This is a genomic window from uncultured Ruegeria sp., from assembly GCF_947504215.1.
In the GTDB taxonomy this organism is placed as follows: Bacteria; Pseudomonadota; Alphaproteobacteria; order Rhodobacterales; family Rhodobacteraceae; genus Ruegeria.
In genome coordinates this window covers 65,023-79,798 of sequence record NZ_CANNGO010000016.1, presented here as the reverse complement: position 1 = coordinate 79,798, position 14,776 = coordinate 65,023, and the positions used below count along the sequence as shown (strand labels likewise).

11 protein-coding genes are annotated in these 14,776 nt (G+C 56.8%); 2 read left to right on the top strand and 9 right to left on the bottom strand.

What is annotated here, in order from left to right; genetic code table 11:
- Window positions 1–81: 81 nt before the first annotated feature.
- The 4 genes from Q1B21_RS20455 to zwf form a co-directional block, all read right to left on the bottom strand.
- Window positions 82–1,707, bottom strand: a complete 1,626-nt coding sequence (locus tag Q1B21_RS20455; RefSeq protein ID WP_299892692.1) for a long-chain-fatty-acid--CoA ligase — start codon at window positions 1,705–1,707, stop codon at window positions 82–84.
- Window positions 1,708–1,895: 188 nt separating this feature from the next.
- Complete coding sequence (gene pgi, locus Q1B21_RS20450; protein WP_299892690.1) at window positions 1,896–3,506, bottom strand: glucose-6-phosphate isomerase; 1,611 nt, start codon at window positions 3,504–3,506, stop codon at window positions 1,896–1,898.
- Window positions 3,507–3,510: 4 nt separating this feature from the next.
- A complete protein-coding gene (gene pgl, locus Q1B21_RS20445) occupies window positions 3,511–4,182 on the bottom strand; it encodes a 6-phosphogluconolactonase (RefSeq protein ID WP_299892688.1) in 672 nt (223 codons plus the stop codon).
- On the bottom strand, window positions 4,179–5,633 hold the full coding sequence (zwf, locus tag Q1B21_RS20440) for a glucose-6-phosphate dehydrogenase (protein ID WP_299892687.1): 1,455 nt from the start codon (window positions 5,631–5,633) through the stop codon (window positions 4,179–4,181). The genes pgl and zwf overlap by 4 nt, the downstream gene beginning before the upstream one ends.
- A 163-nt stretch (window positions 5,634–5,796) precedes the next feature.
- Between zwf and Q1B21_RS20435 the strand changes: the two genes are divergently transcribed.
- Window positions 5,797–6,750 (top strand): radical SAM protein, encoded by a 954-nt coding sequence (locus Q1B21_RS20435; RefSeq protein WP_299892685.1) that lies wholly within the window; start codon window positions 5,797–5,799, stop codon window positions 6,748–6,750.
- A 3-nt stretch (window positions 6,751–6,753) separates the two neighbouring features.
- On the opposite strand, the gene Q1B21_RS20430 is transcribed toward Q1B21_RS20435, so the two are convergent.
- Window positions 6,754–7,023, bottom strand: a complete 270-nt coding sequence (locus Q1B21_RS20430; protein ID WP_298934899.1) for an usg protein — start codon at window positions 7,021–7,023, stop codon at window positions 6,754–6,756.
- A 194-nt stretch (window positions 7,024–7,217) separates the two neighbouring features.
- Here Q1B21_RS20430 and gyrA point away from each other — a divergent pair, with 194 nt between their 5' ends.
- Window positions 7,218–9,947, top strand: a complete 2,730-nt coding sequence (gene gyrA, locus Q1B21_RS20425) for a DNA gyrase subunit A (RefSeq protein ID WP_299892683.1) — start codon at window positions 7,218–7,220, stop codon at window positions 9,945–9,947.
- A 59-nt stretch (window positions 9,948–10,006) separates the two neighbouring features.
- On the opposite strand, the gene Q1B21_RS20420 is transcribed toward gyrA, so the two are convergent.
- From Q1B21_RS20420 to Q1B21_RS20405, 4 genes are all read right to left on the bottom strand, one after another.
- Window positions 10,007–11,254 carry a DsbA family protein gene (locus tag Q1B21_RS20420; RefSeq protein ID WP_299892681.1) on the bottom strand — a complete coding sequence of 416 codons (1,248 nt, stop codon included), beginning with the start codon at window positions 11,252–11,254 and terminating at the stop codon, window positions 10,007–10,009.
- 87 nt (window positions 11,255–11,341) lie between these two features.
- Window positions 11,342–12,811, bottom strand: a complete 1,470-nt coding sequence (locus Q1B21_RS20415; protein WP_299892679.1) for a carboxypeptidase M32 — start codon at window positions 12,809–12,811, stop codon at window positions 11,342–11,344.
- Between the two features lie 4 nt (window positions 12,812–12,815).
- Window positions 12,816–13,961, bottom strand: coding sequence for a heme A synthase (ctaA, locus tag Q1B21_RS20410; protein ID WP_299892677.1), 1,146 nt, complete (start codon window positions 13,959–13,961; stop codon window positions 12,816–12,818).
- Window positions 13,962–14,023: 62 nt separating this feature from the next.
- The gene (locus tag Q1B21_RS20405) at window positions 14,024–14,767 is read right to left on the bottom strand and encodes an RNA methyltransferase (RefSeq protein ID WP_299892675.1); all 744 of its coding nucleotides are present in this window, start codon (window positions 14,765–14,767) and stop codon (window positions 14,024–14,026) included.
- Between the last annotated feature and the right edge of the window lie 9 nt (window positions 14,768–14,776).

The window sequence follows — 14,776 nt, the reverse complement described above, 5'->3', positions numbered from 1 at the left end:
TAGCTCAGCGGTAGAGCAGTTGACTGTTAATCAATTGGTCGTAGGTTCGATCCCTACCGCCGGAGCCAATTTCCCCTTGTTTCAAGCTTCGCCCGTCAGGGTGCTTTCGAAATCTGCACGCAGGTTGCGTTTCAGCACTTTTCCAGTGGCATTGAGCGGCAATGCATCGACGAACACCACTTTGTCGGGGATTTGCCATTTGGCGATCTTGCCGTCGAAGAAGGCCAGCAGCTCTTCTTCAGTGGGGTTTTCGCCTTCGGCTTTGACAGCCACCAGCAACGGGCGTTCATCCCATTTTGGATGCGGCACACCAACAACGGCTGCTGTCGCGAGTTTGGGATTCGCGACGGCGATGTTTTCCAGCTCGACCGAACTGATCCACTCACCCCCCGATTTGATGATGTCCTTGGAGCGATCGCGGATCGTCATGTAGCCGTCCGGATCCAATGTGGCCACATCCCCCGTGGCGAACCAGCCGTCCTGCAGCAGTCCCTGATCCTGAAGCTGGAAATAGCTGTCCAGCACCCAATGGCCGCGCACCATCAGATCCCCCTGTGTTTCACCGTCATGAGGCAGGTCGTTTCCATCGTCATCAACGATCTTCAGCTCGACCCCATATGGTGGACGTCCCTGATTTTCTCGCTGTTTATGCTGAGCCTCAATCGACAGATTTCGGTGCTTCGCCAACGGGTTGTTGGTGGTGCCCAAAGGGCTCATCTCACTCATGCCCCAAGCATGAACCGTGTCGACGCCATAGGTTTCACGGAAAGTCTCGATCATTGACGGCGGACAGGCCGCACCTCCGATCACCGTGCGTTCAAGGCTGGTCAGAGTGCTGCCTGATTTCGCCGCATGCGCCAGCAGGCCCTGCCAGATCGTTGGCACGCCCATGGCCAAAGTAACACCGTAGGTGTCGATCAGATTGACCAACGCTTCGCCATGCAGATCCGGCCCCGGCAACACCATCCGAGAGCCCGACATTGCACAGGCGTAGGGAGAGCCCCACGCATTCACATGGAACATCGGCACAACCGGCATGACCACGTCCATTGCCGAATACCCTATGACATCGCGTGTGTTCGACCCGAAGCTGTGCAAAACAGTCGATCGGTGAGAATACAACACGCCCTTAGGATTGCCCGTTGTGCCCGAAGTGTAACATAGGCTGGACGCAGTGTTTTCATCAAAGCTGGGCCATTCAAACCCCGCATCGCCGGCTTCGATAAGTTCATCATAGAATTTAACGCCGGGGATTTGCGCCGCAACATCCTCGTTCCGAGGACCCATCAGCACAAAATGTCGAACTTCGGTCAGGTTCTCATGCAGCGCAGCGACCAGCGGGATAAACGTTGCATCAAAAAATAGCACACGGTCCCGCGCGTGATTGATGATGTAGGTCAGTTGCTCGGGGAAAAGACGCGGGTTGACCGTGTGGCACACATATCCTGCACCCGACGTGGCATAGTAGATCTCAAGATGGCGCCTGTTGTTCCAGGCTAAGGTGCCGATTCTGTCCTGCGGCTCCAAACCGAGGTTGGTCAGTGCAGATGCCAATCGCCGCGCGTTTTCTGCAATCTCGGACCAATTGGTTTGCGTAACCGTGCCGTCTGTTTCAACCGAAATGATTTCGGCCTCGCCATGGTAGCGTTCGGCATGATCGATTAGCGACGAGATCAGCAAGGGCTGCGTCATCATCTGTCCCAGCATGGACATCCTCCCCATTTTGTCGGGGCGACCTTTTGTGGCCGCGACCTTTTATGTCTGTCATCGACACGTAGGCGCGTTGTCCTACGGGTCAATCAACACGTTTCCTCGGGAAGAACCCTGCCAATCATTTAATTGTCTGACAATAAAAGAATGCAGCTTGCTGTCACGATAGATTGCGATTTTGGCTACTAATCACGGTGCTTCAGGGCATAGCCGACCAAAGCAGCGGTGGACCCGTCTTTGCCGTCGGGGGCCTCGTCCCCCTCAACAATCGGACCAAGTGAGGTTGCCAATTCCTTGCCCAGCTCGACGCCCCATTGGTCAAACGAGTTGATCCCCAACAAAACACCTTCGACGAATACCCGGTGTTCATACAGCGCGATGATCTGACCAAGAACAAAAGGAGTAAGCTTCGGATAGATCAATGTGGTCGAGGGACGGTTTCCGGGGAAGACGCGATGGCGGGATTGTCTTTCCAATTCATCGCCTTCCAGGCCAGTCTTGGCCATACGCGCGCGAGCTTCGTCCAGCGAACGGCCCCGCATCAGGGCCTCAGATTGTGCCAGGCAATTGGCCAGCAAAAGTCGGTGGTGATGGGCCAGCTCTGGCTCGTGACCTTCCGCAGCGACCATGAATTCACAGGGAATCACATCGGTTCCTTGATGGATCAGCTGATAGAAAGCGTGTTGCCCGTTCGTACCGGGCTCTCCCCAAACAACCGGGCCGGACGGAACGGTCAAAGAACTACCGTCCATGGCAACGGATTTGCCATTTGATTCCATTTCCAGCTGTTGAAAATAGGCCGGCAGCCGCAGCAAACGCTGATCATATGGCAAAACTGCTCGGCTGGCGTGGCCCAGAACCTGACGGTGCCAGATGCCGACCAGTGCGAGCATTACTGGCAGGTTCTCCGCCCACTCGGCAGATCGAAAATGCAAATCCATCGCCTGTCCGCCGCGCAAAAAGGCATCGAACGCGTTGGACCCAATGGCTATCATCACCGGCAGACCCACAGGGCCCCAAACCGAATACCGCCCGCCGACCCAGTCGGCAAAACCAAAGACGCGGTCTTCCGGGATGCCAAAGGCCTGCGTTTTATCCAATGAGCTGGAAACGGCTGCGAACTGCTTGGCCGAATCCCCTCCGCCATCGGTCATCCAGGCGCGGGCCGTGCGCGCATTGGTCATGGTTTCAATGGTTGTGAAGGTTTTGGACGCCACAATCACCAGCGTGCGTGTCGGGTCCAACTGGCGCAACGTGTCCGCAATATGTGCCCCATCAACGTTAGAGACATAGTGCAGCCGCGGGCCATCGTGATATGGCGCTAGCGCCTGGGTTGCCATGACCGGCCCAAGATCAGAGCCGCCGATGCCAATGTTCACAACGTCGGTAAAGCTGCCCCCTGCCCCGGCTAGTGTTCCGCCGCGCACTTGTTCGGCAAACACGCGCATGCGCTGAAGCGTCCCGAGGACGTCGGGCATGACATCCTGCCCATCAGCTGTGACCGACCCTCCGTCGAGATTGCGCAGCGCGGTATGCAATACCGCACGACCTTCGGTTTCGTTGATCTTTTCACCGGCAAACATCGCAGCACGTCGACCCGCCAGATCGGTTTCTTCGCACAACTGAACAAGGCCCGAACGGACATCCTGATCAATCTGGGTTTTCGAATAGTCGAACAACAGATCGCCCGTGGAGGCCGAGAAACCTTGAGCGCGGTCCGGATCGGCACCGAACAGATCCAGAATGCGGCGGTCTTTCTGTGACGAAGCCAGCGATTTCAACGTGTTCAGTTCCATATTCTCACTCCGCCCAGTGCACTGTCAGACCGCTTGTCACCGCTGCGATCGGCGCCTCTTCCGGTGGCAGAGACATCGCCCGTTCGAGCGCCTCGCGCTTTGCAGCCCCAAAGATGATCAGATGCTTGGATAGCGCCCCGTCCAACACAGGCGCGGACAGCGTAATGCGGGGTTCGGGCTGCACCTCGGTCCGGGCTACGGCCAGGGTCGGCGCGTGGCTGTCCAACGCGGCTTCCAGCCCGTCCATTCCCGGGAACAGAGACGCCGTATGCATGTCCTCTCCCATGCCCAGCACCAGCACCGAGAGCGGCAGGATCCGGGCAATCAGGGATTCGATTTCGGGCAAGGCCGCATCGGGATTGGTACCGGGTACATAAAGCGGCACATATTGCGCGACCGAGGCACGGTTTGTCAGCAGGCGATCACGGATCAATCGCTCGTTTGACCGCTCATGATCGGCTGGAACACAACGCTCGTCTGTAGGTAAAACACGCACCCGGTCCCACTCCAGATCCGCCGCACACAAAACGTCAAACACGGGGCCTGGCGTCGTCCCGCCCGGAACCGCCAACGCAACCGTTTCATCATGCAGCAGCGCGGCCTCAAGCTCTCCTGCCAGTTGGTTTGCCACATTGATGGCAAGCATGTCCCGGTCAGCATAATCTTTGATTTTCATGGCTTTATTCCTTGCCAGAGGCGACCGTCACGTTTCATCAGCAGCTCGGCGTCGCCGGGGCCTGTGCTGCCGCTTTCATAAGGTTTGGGCACATCACCACGCGCTTGCCAGCCAGCAATGACAGGATCGGTCCAGGCCCAGGCGGCCTCGACCTCATCACCGCGCATGAACAAGGTTTGGTTGCCGCGGATCACATCCATGACAAGGCGTTCATAGGCGTCTGGTGGGTCCTGGTTTTCGGGGCCCAAAGCTTCGGCAAAGCTCATGTCCAGCGGTACGTCGATCAGGCGCATGCCGCCCGGCCCCGGCTCTTTGATCGTCACTTTGAGGGTGATCCCCTCATTTGGTTGCAAGCGGATGGACAACGCATTGGCGTGGCGGCCCGCCTCTTCCCCGAAGATCGAGTGCGGCGCGTCCTTGAACATCACGTTTATGACCGAAGATCGGGCCACCAACCGCTTGCCCGTACGCAAGTAAAACGGTGTACCAGCCCAACGCCAATTGCTGATATGGGTTTTTAGCGCCACATAGCTTTCGGTGGTTGAGCGCGGATTGCCGACAACCTCACGATAGCCAAGCCCATCCAGCCCGGCGGCAAATTGTCCACGCACAATGTGATGCGGCTCAACCGGGTCGAGCGCACGGATCACTTTCAATTTTTCGTCCCGAACCGCATCGGGATCAAATTTCGCTGGTGGCTCCATCGCGATCAGACACAGCAACTGCATCAGGTGGTTTTGCACCATATCCCGCATCGCGCCCGAACGTTCATAATATTCTTCACGCCCATCGATACCTACAGTTTCTGCTACCGTAATCTGGATGTGGTCCACGTATTGGCTGTTCCACAGTGGCTCGAACAGCATGTTGCCAAATCGCACAGCCATCAGGTTCTGGACGGTTTCTTTCCCAAGGTAGTGATCAATGCGATAGATCTGCCCTTCGTCGAAATGAGCAGCCAAAGTCGCATTCAGGGCGCGTGCGCTGTCCAGGTCATGCCCAAATGGTTTTTCGACTACAATTCTGGTGTGTCTTGTGACCATGTCATGCGTTCTGATCCGTTCTGCCAAAGGGCCAAACAAACTGGGACCAACCGAGAAATAGAAGGCCCGGATGCGGTTGTCTTTCAAACGCCCTGCCAGGCTCGTCCATCCATTGTCCGACTTTGCATCCAGCGGAACGTAATCGATGCGCTTCAGAAACTCACTGAGTGTTTCAGTGTCTTTCGATCGGTTTGGCACATGTTGGTGCAACGACTTCGCGACGATCTCGCGGAACTTATCCGGGCTGTGATCGCCTCGTGCGGCCCCAATGATTTGCACATCGGCGGGCCATTGGCCTGCACAGTACCTGCGAAACAACGCAGGCAGAATTTTGCGTTGCGCCAGATCACCGGTGCCGCCGAAAATGACCAGATCAAATGGGTCAACAGGTATGACGCGAGAAACCATGTGTTGTCCTTACCTTGCCCCTATCCGCATGTCCAATGTTAGCGCCACCATCTATGTATTTCTTTTGCTCATCAAAACTCTGTCAGAACCGGTACGCTGCCCTTACTTAATCCGAAACAAACAGCTAAGTCTGTTCAACCACTTACAAGAACCGGATCCGGGAATGAAAGACAACGCACCTCAACTTGCGAATATCGGCAAGTTTCAGAACAAATTGGTGACGGCGGATGGTCAGACCCGAGCATCGGTTGCACTGACAAACCCCGAGACGCTTTGGTTCAACACCGGCACCCTGTGCAACATTGAATGTGTAAACTGCTATATCGAAAGCAGCCCGACCAATGATGCTTTGGTTTACATCACCACGCAGGAAGTCACCGACTACCTCGATCAAATCGAAGGCCGGAACTGGCCGATCCGAGAAATCGGATTTACAGGTGGCGAGCCCTTCATGAACCCCGAGATGATCGAAATCACACGCGCCGCACTTGAACGCGGGCACGAGGTTCTGATTCTGACAAATGCAATGCTGCCCATGATGCGCCGAAAGATGCGCGATGGATTATTGGACCTGCAAAAGGACTATAACGACAAGTTAACACTGCGCATTTCCGTCGATCATTACCGCCCCGAACTGCATGACGAAGAACGCGGAAAAGGCAGTTTTTCAAAGACGCTGACCGGTATGGAATGGCTGCGCGACAACGGGTTCAAAATGGCTGTGGCCGGACGGACAGTATGGGGTGATACGGACATTGAAAGCCGCAAAGGCTACGCTGCTTTCTTTGCCGAAAACGGCTTCGACATTGACGCGCACAACCCGGGTCAGACGGTTTTGTTCCCGGAAATGGATGAGACGGTCGAAGTACCTGAGATCACGACTGCCTGCTGGGGCATTCTCAACAAATCTCCGGCCTCCATCATGTGCGCAAGCGCCAGAATGGTCGTTAAACGCAAAGGCGCAGACCGCCCCGCAGTTCTTGCCTGCACTTTGTTGCCGTACTCACCGGAATTCGAACTGGGCACCACCCTGGCCGAAGCCGAGGCGGATGTGCACCTGAACCATCCGCATTGCGCCAAGTTCTGTGTTTTGGGCGGGGCCAGTTGTTCGGGCTGACCGTCAGTTAACTCTGAATTCGCCCACCACATTGCGCCATTCACCCGGCGCAATCATCTTTCGATGCGAAAACTTCACCGAATGCAGCGGCCCGTCGATTTCGCGCTGCCAGTATTCGATGAATTCAAAAAGCTTGGGATGGTCCGGGGCAAGATCATAATCCTGCCAGATGAACGTGTTCAAGACGTGGATGTAGTCGGGCATATGGTAGAAGAATTCCGCTGTCGTCAGCCCATATCCCTTTAGCATCAATTCTGTTTCGCTTTGCTCCATTCAGACCTCTCATTTCTTGCAAGGTCTCTTCAGCGTACCACGAATTCTTTCTAATTCGTATAATAACAATATGTTACTTACGCGTGAGGTGCGCAATATCGGTTCAAACCGGTTGCTTGCTTGCACCTTATGTGCCGGGTCTGATAAGGTGCATCCACAAGATATAGTCCCAGAACAATAAGCGGGCAGTTTACGTGAGCGATACGCCAGAAATCCCTGAAAACATGGACGAAACCCCACCCGAGCGCCCCGTATACGATGGCCCGACGGTTTCAATCGAATCCGAAATGCGCACGTCGTATCTGGACTACGCGATGTCAGTCATCGTGTCGCGTGCGATTCCCGACTTGCGGGACGGTTTGAAGCCAGTGCATCGCCGTATTCTTTACGCGATGCATGAGACGGGGAATACGCAAGACAAGTCGTACCGCAAATCGGCCCGGCCGGTTGGCGATGTGATGGGTAAATATCATCCACATGGTGATGGCGCGATCTATGACGCGCTGGTGCGGATGGCGCAGGATTTCTCGATGTCACTGCCGCTCTTGGATGGTCAGGGCAACTTTGGCTCGATGGACGGCGATAATCCGGCGGCGATGCGCTATACCGAAGTGCGCATGGACAAACCGGCCGCGTCCCTTCTGGCCGATATCGAAAAAGACACGGTCGATTTTCAGGACAATTATGACGGCAAGGACAAAGAGCCGACGGTCCTGCCCGCGCGCTTCCCGAACATGCTGGTCAATGGCGCCGGTGGTATTGCCGTCGGTATGGCGACGAACATCCCGCCGCACAATCTGGGCGAAGTGGTTGATGCAACACTGGCCCTGATCGACGACCCAGATCTAACCAGCGAACAACTGATCGACTACGTCCCCGGCCCCGACTTCCCAACTGGTGGTGTGATGCTCGGCCGCTCGGGCGCGCGCAAGGCTTATCTGGAAGGCCGCGGCAGCGTCATCATCCGTTCAAAAACGCGCGTCGAAGAGATCCGCAAGGATCGGTACGCGATTGTTGTCGATGAGATCCCGTATCAGGTCAACAAAGCTGCGATGATCGAAAAAATCGCCGAAGCGGTACGTGAAAAGCGGATCGAAGGCGTGGCCCATGTTCAGGACGAATCTGACCGTAACGGCGTGCGCGTCGTTGTGGAACTAAAGCGTGATGCGACGCCCGAAGTAGTTCTGAACCAGCTGTTCCGCTTTTCGCCAATGCAAACCTATTTCGGCTGCAACATGCTTGCCCTGAATGGTGGCCGTCCGGAACAACTGACTCTGCGCCGGTTCCTGACCTCGTTTATCGACTTTCGCGAAGACGTTGTGGCCCGTCGTACCGCGCATCTACTGCGCAAGGCGCGTGAACGCAGCCATATTCTGTGTGGACTGGCCGTTGCCGTCACCAATATCGATGAAATCGTTACCACTATCCGCCAATCGGCTGACGCGTCTGAAGCTCGCGAAAAACTGATGACGCGCCGTTGGCCTGCCCAGCCGATCCTGGAATACATTGCCCTGATTGATGATCCGACCCATACGGCGAATGACGACGGTACCTATAACTTGTCTGAAACCCAGGCCCGCGCCATTCTGGAACTGCGCCTGCAACGCCTGACTCAGATTGGTGTCAAAGAAGTCACCGACGAGTTGGAAGAACTGGCGGGCAAAATCAAGGAATACCTTGAAATTCTGGGATCTCGCGAACGCATCATGTCGATCATCGGGGACGAACTGCGTGAGGTTCGCGAACAGTTTGCCGTGCCCCGTCGCACCGAAATCGTCGATTGGTCCGGCGACATGGACGACGAGGACCTGATCGAGCGTGAAGACATGGTCGTCACCATCACCTCAGGCGGCTACATCAAACGTACCCCACTGGCCGATTTCCGCGCGCAAAAGCGGGGCGGCAAGGGTTTGTCCGGGATGCAGACTAAGGAAGAGGACGTCGTCACGAACCTCTTCGTGGCCAACACCCATACGCAGCTGTTGTTCTTCACCACGGATGGGATGGTCTACAAGCTCAAGACGTGGCGCTTGCCGCAGTCCGGCCGGACGGGCAAGGGCAAGGCGATCGTCAACATCCTGCCGATCCCAACCGGTGTTTCCATCGCTGCAATCATGCCGGTGGATGTGCCGGATGAAGAATGGGAGAACCTGCAGATCGTCTTTGCCACCAGCGCCGGCGATGTCCGCCGCAACCGTCTGTCAGACTTCACGAATGTCCGCCGCAACGGCAAAATCGCGATGAAACTGCCCGAGGATGTAGAGCTGGTAAACGCCCGCATCTGCTCGGAAGATGAAGATGTGATGCTGGTAACCAATTCGGGTCGTGCGATCCGCTTCCGCACCACGGATGTACGGGTGTTCAATTCGCGCGAATCCACCGGCGTTCGTGGCATCAAGCTGTCCAATGGCGATCGCGTCGTATCAATGTCGGTGATCCGTCATTTCGAAGCCACGCCCGAGGATCGAGCCGCCTATCTGAAGATGCGTCGCGCCGTTGCCGGATTGACGGACGAAGACTCAGGTGAAGATGAAGACGCCGCCGCAAGCAGCGACTTTAGCCAGGAAAAATACGCTGAAATGTCAGCAGTAGAAAACTTGATCCTGACCATTACGTCCGGCGGTGCGGGCAAGCTGAGTTCCAGCCACGATTACCCCGTCCGGGGTCGCGGTGGCATGGGTGTCACCGCGATGGACAAAGCTATGCGTGGTGGCGAACTGGTTGCTTCCTTCCCGGTTGAGATCGATGATCAGATCATGTTGGCGACCTCCAAAGGCCAATCGATCCGCGTTCCGGTCGACGGAATCTCGTTCCGGTCTCGGTCTGCGGGGGGCGTAAAGGTCTTCAACACCGGCAAGGGCGAAGAAGTCGTCAGCGTAGCCTGGATCGCAGATCAGGGTGAGGATGACGAACCTGAAGTCTAAATAGCTTTGCAATCATGAAACAATGGCGTCGCGTTCCCATATGCGGCGCCTTTTGCCGGTCAACTCACAAGCGCATCCTCAACGGCCCAAAGACGGTCTTGGCCCCAGATGCTTTGTCCGGATACGCGAAAGCTGGGAACGCCCCACAACCCGATCTCCTGCAACCTGTCCTGGTTCTGCTCAACACGCGCGCGCCAGTTCTGTGTGGTTAGCTCTTGCCGGGCGATGTTCCAATCTAGTCCAGCCTGCCCAACAATTTGTGCCAACCCATTATTCGTCGAGGCATCCAACCCCTGCGACCAGACCCCGCGCAAAAACGCCGAGCAGTATTCGACCATTCGCCCTTGTGAATGGGCATGATCCAGCAGCGCATACCCACGCTCAACCCCTACCCCAAGCGGGTCGCAAATACGGCCAAACGGCACCCCCAATCGTCTGGCTTCGCGAGCGCAATCAAGCAGAATGTAGGAAGACTTGGCCTTGGGAACAGGCAACCCACGCATCAGCATTGGCAGAACCGGGCGCAGAACCAAATCCGCGCCACTGCGCCGGGCCAGCTCCCAAACACGATCAAATGCGAGATATGAATAAGGGCTGCGAAACGAAAAGAAGAATTCGATCGCCTGCCCTTCAGCATGGGTATCCTGCAGGTCTGGCACCGGAATCAGTGGCGGGAGGTCAGCCCCAAGCCCGGCGTTCTGCAAACGGTCTTCAAGATAGTGGAGTCGATCAACCCCCCAGTACCATTCACCACCATAGTAAAACGTGCCGCCTATATAGTGCCCGAACGAGGATAATTGATGATCCCCCCTTGCCTTGGCGGATGACGGGTCGGTTCCTTTCCCTTTGGAAAACTCTCCACCTGTCCAAAGCTTGCGGCTGATGTCAGAAACGCCGAGCAGGAACTCTCCGTCCTCAAGCTTTGCTGCCAGAGCTTGTTCCGCCTGAGACACCGCATGACGGTCTGGTCCGGTCGCCGAAGGTTCCGCCAGGCCGAGTTTCCGGGCCAGGTTCCTCGAATCGTTCAGCGCATTTCTATGATGTGCCACAGGGTCTGGCACGGCATCTTCGGGCGGTCCAGAGATCAAGTAAGGGCGCACAAAAACCCGATACCTGTCCTGAAATCGCTGCAATACCTGCGCGGTCAAATGACAATAGGGGTCTGCCGCATCGTGAAAGTAGTGCACTACATGGGGTTGGCGCAGAACTTGCCGCCTTCCCTCATGGAAAATCCTTCGGATGCGCAGAAGTTGTCGACTTGTCAGCGCCACAGCCAGCCGGGATTTCACATGTGTATCAAAGGACAAGGTGATCCCTCCGTTTGGGATCACCCTATTCGCATTCCGTTGGAACCCAAGCTGAAAACACGTGGATGTGACGCAACGAGACGAGCCTTACAGCCCGTAAAGCCCACCAAATTTCTGTTCCAGATAGGCAAGCAACGGTTCTGGTCCCGGTTCAACCCCGCTGGCGCGCTGGATGACGTCGCGCGGCGCGTATAACCCGCCAAAGCGCTGTACGTTTTCACGCAGCCAGCTTGTTGCGCCCGTGGTGTCGCCTGCCGCCAGTTGTTCGTCCAGCTGTGGCAGTGCATCAGACAAGGCCTGATACAAGCACCCGGCGTAGACATTGCCCAGCGAATAGGTTGGGAAATAGCCGAATAAGCCGACCGACCAATGCACATCCTGCAAGCACCCGTTCGACGGTTTGTCGACAGCATAGCCAAAATCAGCCTCGAACCGATCGTTCCAGGCAGCTTCCAGATCGCTGACCGGCAGATCGCCGACCATCAGGGCGCGTTCCAGATCAAAGCGCAGCATAATGTGCAGGTTGTATTGCACCTCATCCGCCTCGGTCCGGATATAGCCGTTATGGACCCGGTTCACCGTTGCATAGAAGGCATCGGCGTCTGCGATGCCGAAATCACCGAATGCCTCATTCATTTGTCCGTATAGCCAGCCGGTAAAGGCACGCGAGCGGCCAAGTTGATTTTCGTAGATCCGGCTTTGGCTTTCATGGACGCCCATCGACACGCCGCTGCCCAACGGCGTCAGCGCATAGGTCGGGTCGATACCCTGTTCATAGGCCGCGTGGCCGACCTCGTGGATGGTGGAGTAGAAACAGTTGAATGGATCTGTCGCACTGGTTCTTGTGGTGATCCGCACATCGGACCCACTGCCCGAGCTGAACGGGTGTACGGCCTTGTCTACCCGGCCCCGATCCAAATCATAGCCAAAGGCAACTGCCAGCGTTTGAGACAGACGCATCTGGTCCAATTCATCAAACGACCCTTGCAGCGCTTGCGGCACTGGCTTGTCCAGAACAGCGGCCCGCAACGCAACAAGCCGAGGGCGCATCTGATCAAAGATATCCGCGATCTGTCCGCCGGTCGTATAGGGTTCATAATCCTCGACCATTGCATCGTAGATATTGCCGCCCTGCGCCAGCGCTGCGCCTTCTTCACGTTTGAGTGCAACAACCTCTTCCAACACCGGCAAGAAAGCGGCGATATCTTCGTTTGCGCGCGCCTGAGCCCATTTGCCTTGCGCAGCCGATATGACCCGCGCAATGGCCTTGGCCAGATCGGCGGGCACTTTGACCGTACGCTCATAGGACCGTCGGATTTCGCGCAATTGCGCGTGACCGGCTTCGCATGTCGGTTCGGCCTGTTCCAGCCACTCTGCCACGCGCGGGTCGGACCGTCGCGCGTGCAGCACGGCCTCGATCGCGGCCATCTCTTCTGCGCGCTGAGGGGCTGCGCCGCGCGGCATCACAGTTTCCTGATCCCAGCCCAGCCGCCCGGCAATCTGCCCAAGCGCCGAGGTTTCGCGTTGATACGCCATCAGGTCATCAAATGCAGTCATCAAGTTATGCTCCACGAAGCGAAGTTGCGATGGGATAAGCGGTCAGGAAACGTGCGCGCAGGATCAGCGTCCAGACGACAACCGCAAGGAATTGGTGGAAAATGGCAATCTGCCAGGGTGCGCCATACACAACGGTCAGAATCCCGACCACGACTTGCAGCGACAGGGCCGCAAAGGCCGCGTTGAAGGCAAAACGTGTCTGCGGATGGGCGCTTGAACTACCGCGCCGCCAGACCACAACACCAAAGGCAAACAGCAAATAGCCGGCACAACGGTGGATAAACTGCACCAGACCAGGGCTTTCGAAAAAGTTACGCCACATCGGTTCCAGCATCGTCGCATCGGGTGGCAGGATTTGCCCCCCGATCAACGGCCAATCGGTGTAAGACCGCCCGGCGTCGATCCCGGCAACGAGCGCGCCAATGAGTATTTGTAAAAAGGCGAAATGCATCAGACCCGTGGACAGCGAGAAGAGTTTGGCCTCTTTCGCGCGCCGGGCCTGCATCAGGTCGCGTTCTTCGCGACCCAGCTCAAAGATATACCATGCCAGAAAACCAAGAATGACAAAGGCCAGACCCAGATGCGTGGCCAGACGATAGCTGGCCACAGCCGTCATCCCTTCGCCCTGCGTCACGCCCGAGGCGACCATCCACCAACCGACGGCACCTTGCACACCACCCAGAGCTCCGGGGATCAGCAGTTTGCCGGTCCATCCAGTTGGAATTTTCCGTGCGATCAGAAAGCCGAGGAAGCCGATAGCCCAAACCAGACCGATCACCCGGCCCAATTGGCGATGGCCCCATTCCCACCAATAGATGGTTTTAAAATCTGCCAGCTCCATCCACTGGTTCTGAATGCGCCACTGGTCGATTTCTTTGTATTTGTCGAATTCAGACTGCCAAGTGGCCTCGGACATCGGAGGGATGGCGCCGGTGATTGGACGCCATTCGGTGATCGACAGACCGCTGTCCGTCAGACGGGTCAGGCCACCCACGGCGATCATCACAACAACCAAGGCAAATAGGATCATCAGCCAGGTCCGAATGGCCCCACGCGCACCGCCGCGCCCTTTGTCGATCATGCCAGGCTGAACCGCCTGTTGTTTTTCTGTGTCTGAGACGTCTTCGAAGATGCTGCGCTTACTGCTCATGCCGTTCTCATGTGTCTTGGATTTTGTCGCAAGCTAGGGCCATGGGGGACCAAGGTCCAGCCTCAGCCCCTGTCCTTCCAGCGGACCATCTGCCGCATCACGCCGTGCAGCATCTGTACATCGGCTCGGGTCATCCGCATCCGCGACCACAGATTGCGCAGGTTGACCTTCATGCCTTCGGCTTTTTCGGGGGGATAGAAGAACCCGGCCTCATCCAAACGATCCTCGTAATGCTCGACCAGTTTTTCCACCTCGATCCCGGTGGCCCAGTCGCCCTTGCCCAGATCAGTGGTCTCGTGCACCACATCGCCGGACTGCCGCATCCATTCATAGGCGGTCAGCAACACACATTGCCCCAAGTTCAGCGAGGCATATTCTGGATTCACAGGAACCGAGATGATGGCGTTGGCCTTGGCGATATCCTCGTTTTCCAACCCGGCCCGTTCGGGGCCAAACAAGACCGCCACTTTCTCGCCCGCCGAAACTTTTTCAGCGGCGATTTGCATGGCGCATTCCGGGCTGAAAACCGGTTTGGTCAACCCCCGCTGACGGGCAGTTGTAGCGAAAACATAAGTGCGATCGCCCAGTGCGCCAGACAGATCATCAAACAGCTGCGCCTCGTCCAATAGACGGCCCGCACCGCTGGACATGGCCACCGCCTTGGGGTTCGGCCATCCATCCCGCGGGGCCACGATGCGCATCCGATCCAGACCAAAGTTCCACATCGCCCGCGCCGCGGCGCCGATGTTTTCGCCCATTTGTGGGCGTACAAGCACGAATGCTGGCTGGGATCTGTCGCTGGGCATCGTTCACTC

Excerpts from the sequence above, each read along its gene's own strand:
- Q1B21_RS20455 (WP_299892692.1), bottom strand. The coding sequence starts at position 1,707 with ATGCTGGGACAGATGATGACGCAGCCCTTGCTGATCTCGTCGCTAATC.
- Q1B21_RS20430 (WP_298934899.1), bottom strand. The coding sequence starts at position 7,023 with ATGGAGCAAAGCGAAACAGAATTGATGCTAAAGGGATATGGGCTGACG.
- pgl (WP_299892688.1), bottom strand. The coding sequence starts at position 4,182 with ATGAAAATCAAAGATTATGCTGACCGGGACATGCTTGCCATCAATGTG.
- Q1B21_RS20435 (WP_299892685.1), top strand. The coding sequence starts at position 5,797 with ATGAAAGACAACGCACCTCAACTTGCGAATATCGGCAAGTTTCAGAAC.
- ctaA (WP_299892677.1), bottom strand. The coding sequence starts at position 13,961 with ATGAGCAGTAAGCGCAGCATCTTCGAAGACGTCTCAGACACAGAAAAA.
- Q1B21_RS20415 (WP_299892679.1), bottom strand. The coding sequence starts at position 12,811 with ATGACTGCATTTGATGACCTGATGGCGTATCAACGCGAAACCTCGGCG.
- pgi (WP_299892690.1), bottom strand. The coding sequence starts at position 3,506 with ATGGAACTGAACACGTTGAAATCGCTGGCTTCGTCACAGAAAGACCGC.
- Q1B21_RS20405 (WP_299892675.1), bottom strand. The coding sequence starts at position 14,767 with ATGCCCAGCGACAGATCCCAGCCAGCATTCGTGCTTGTACGCCCACAA.
- zwf (WP_299892687.1), bottom strand. The coding sequence starts at position 5,633 with ATGGTTTCTCGCGTCATACCTGTTGACCCATTTGATCTGGTCATTTTC.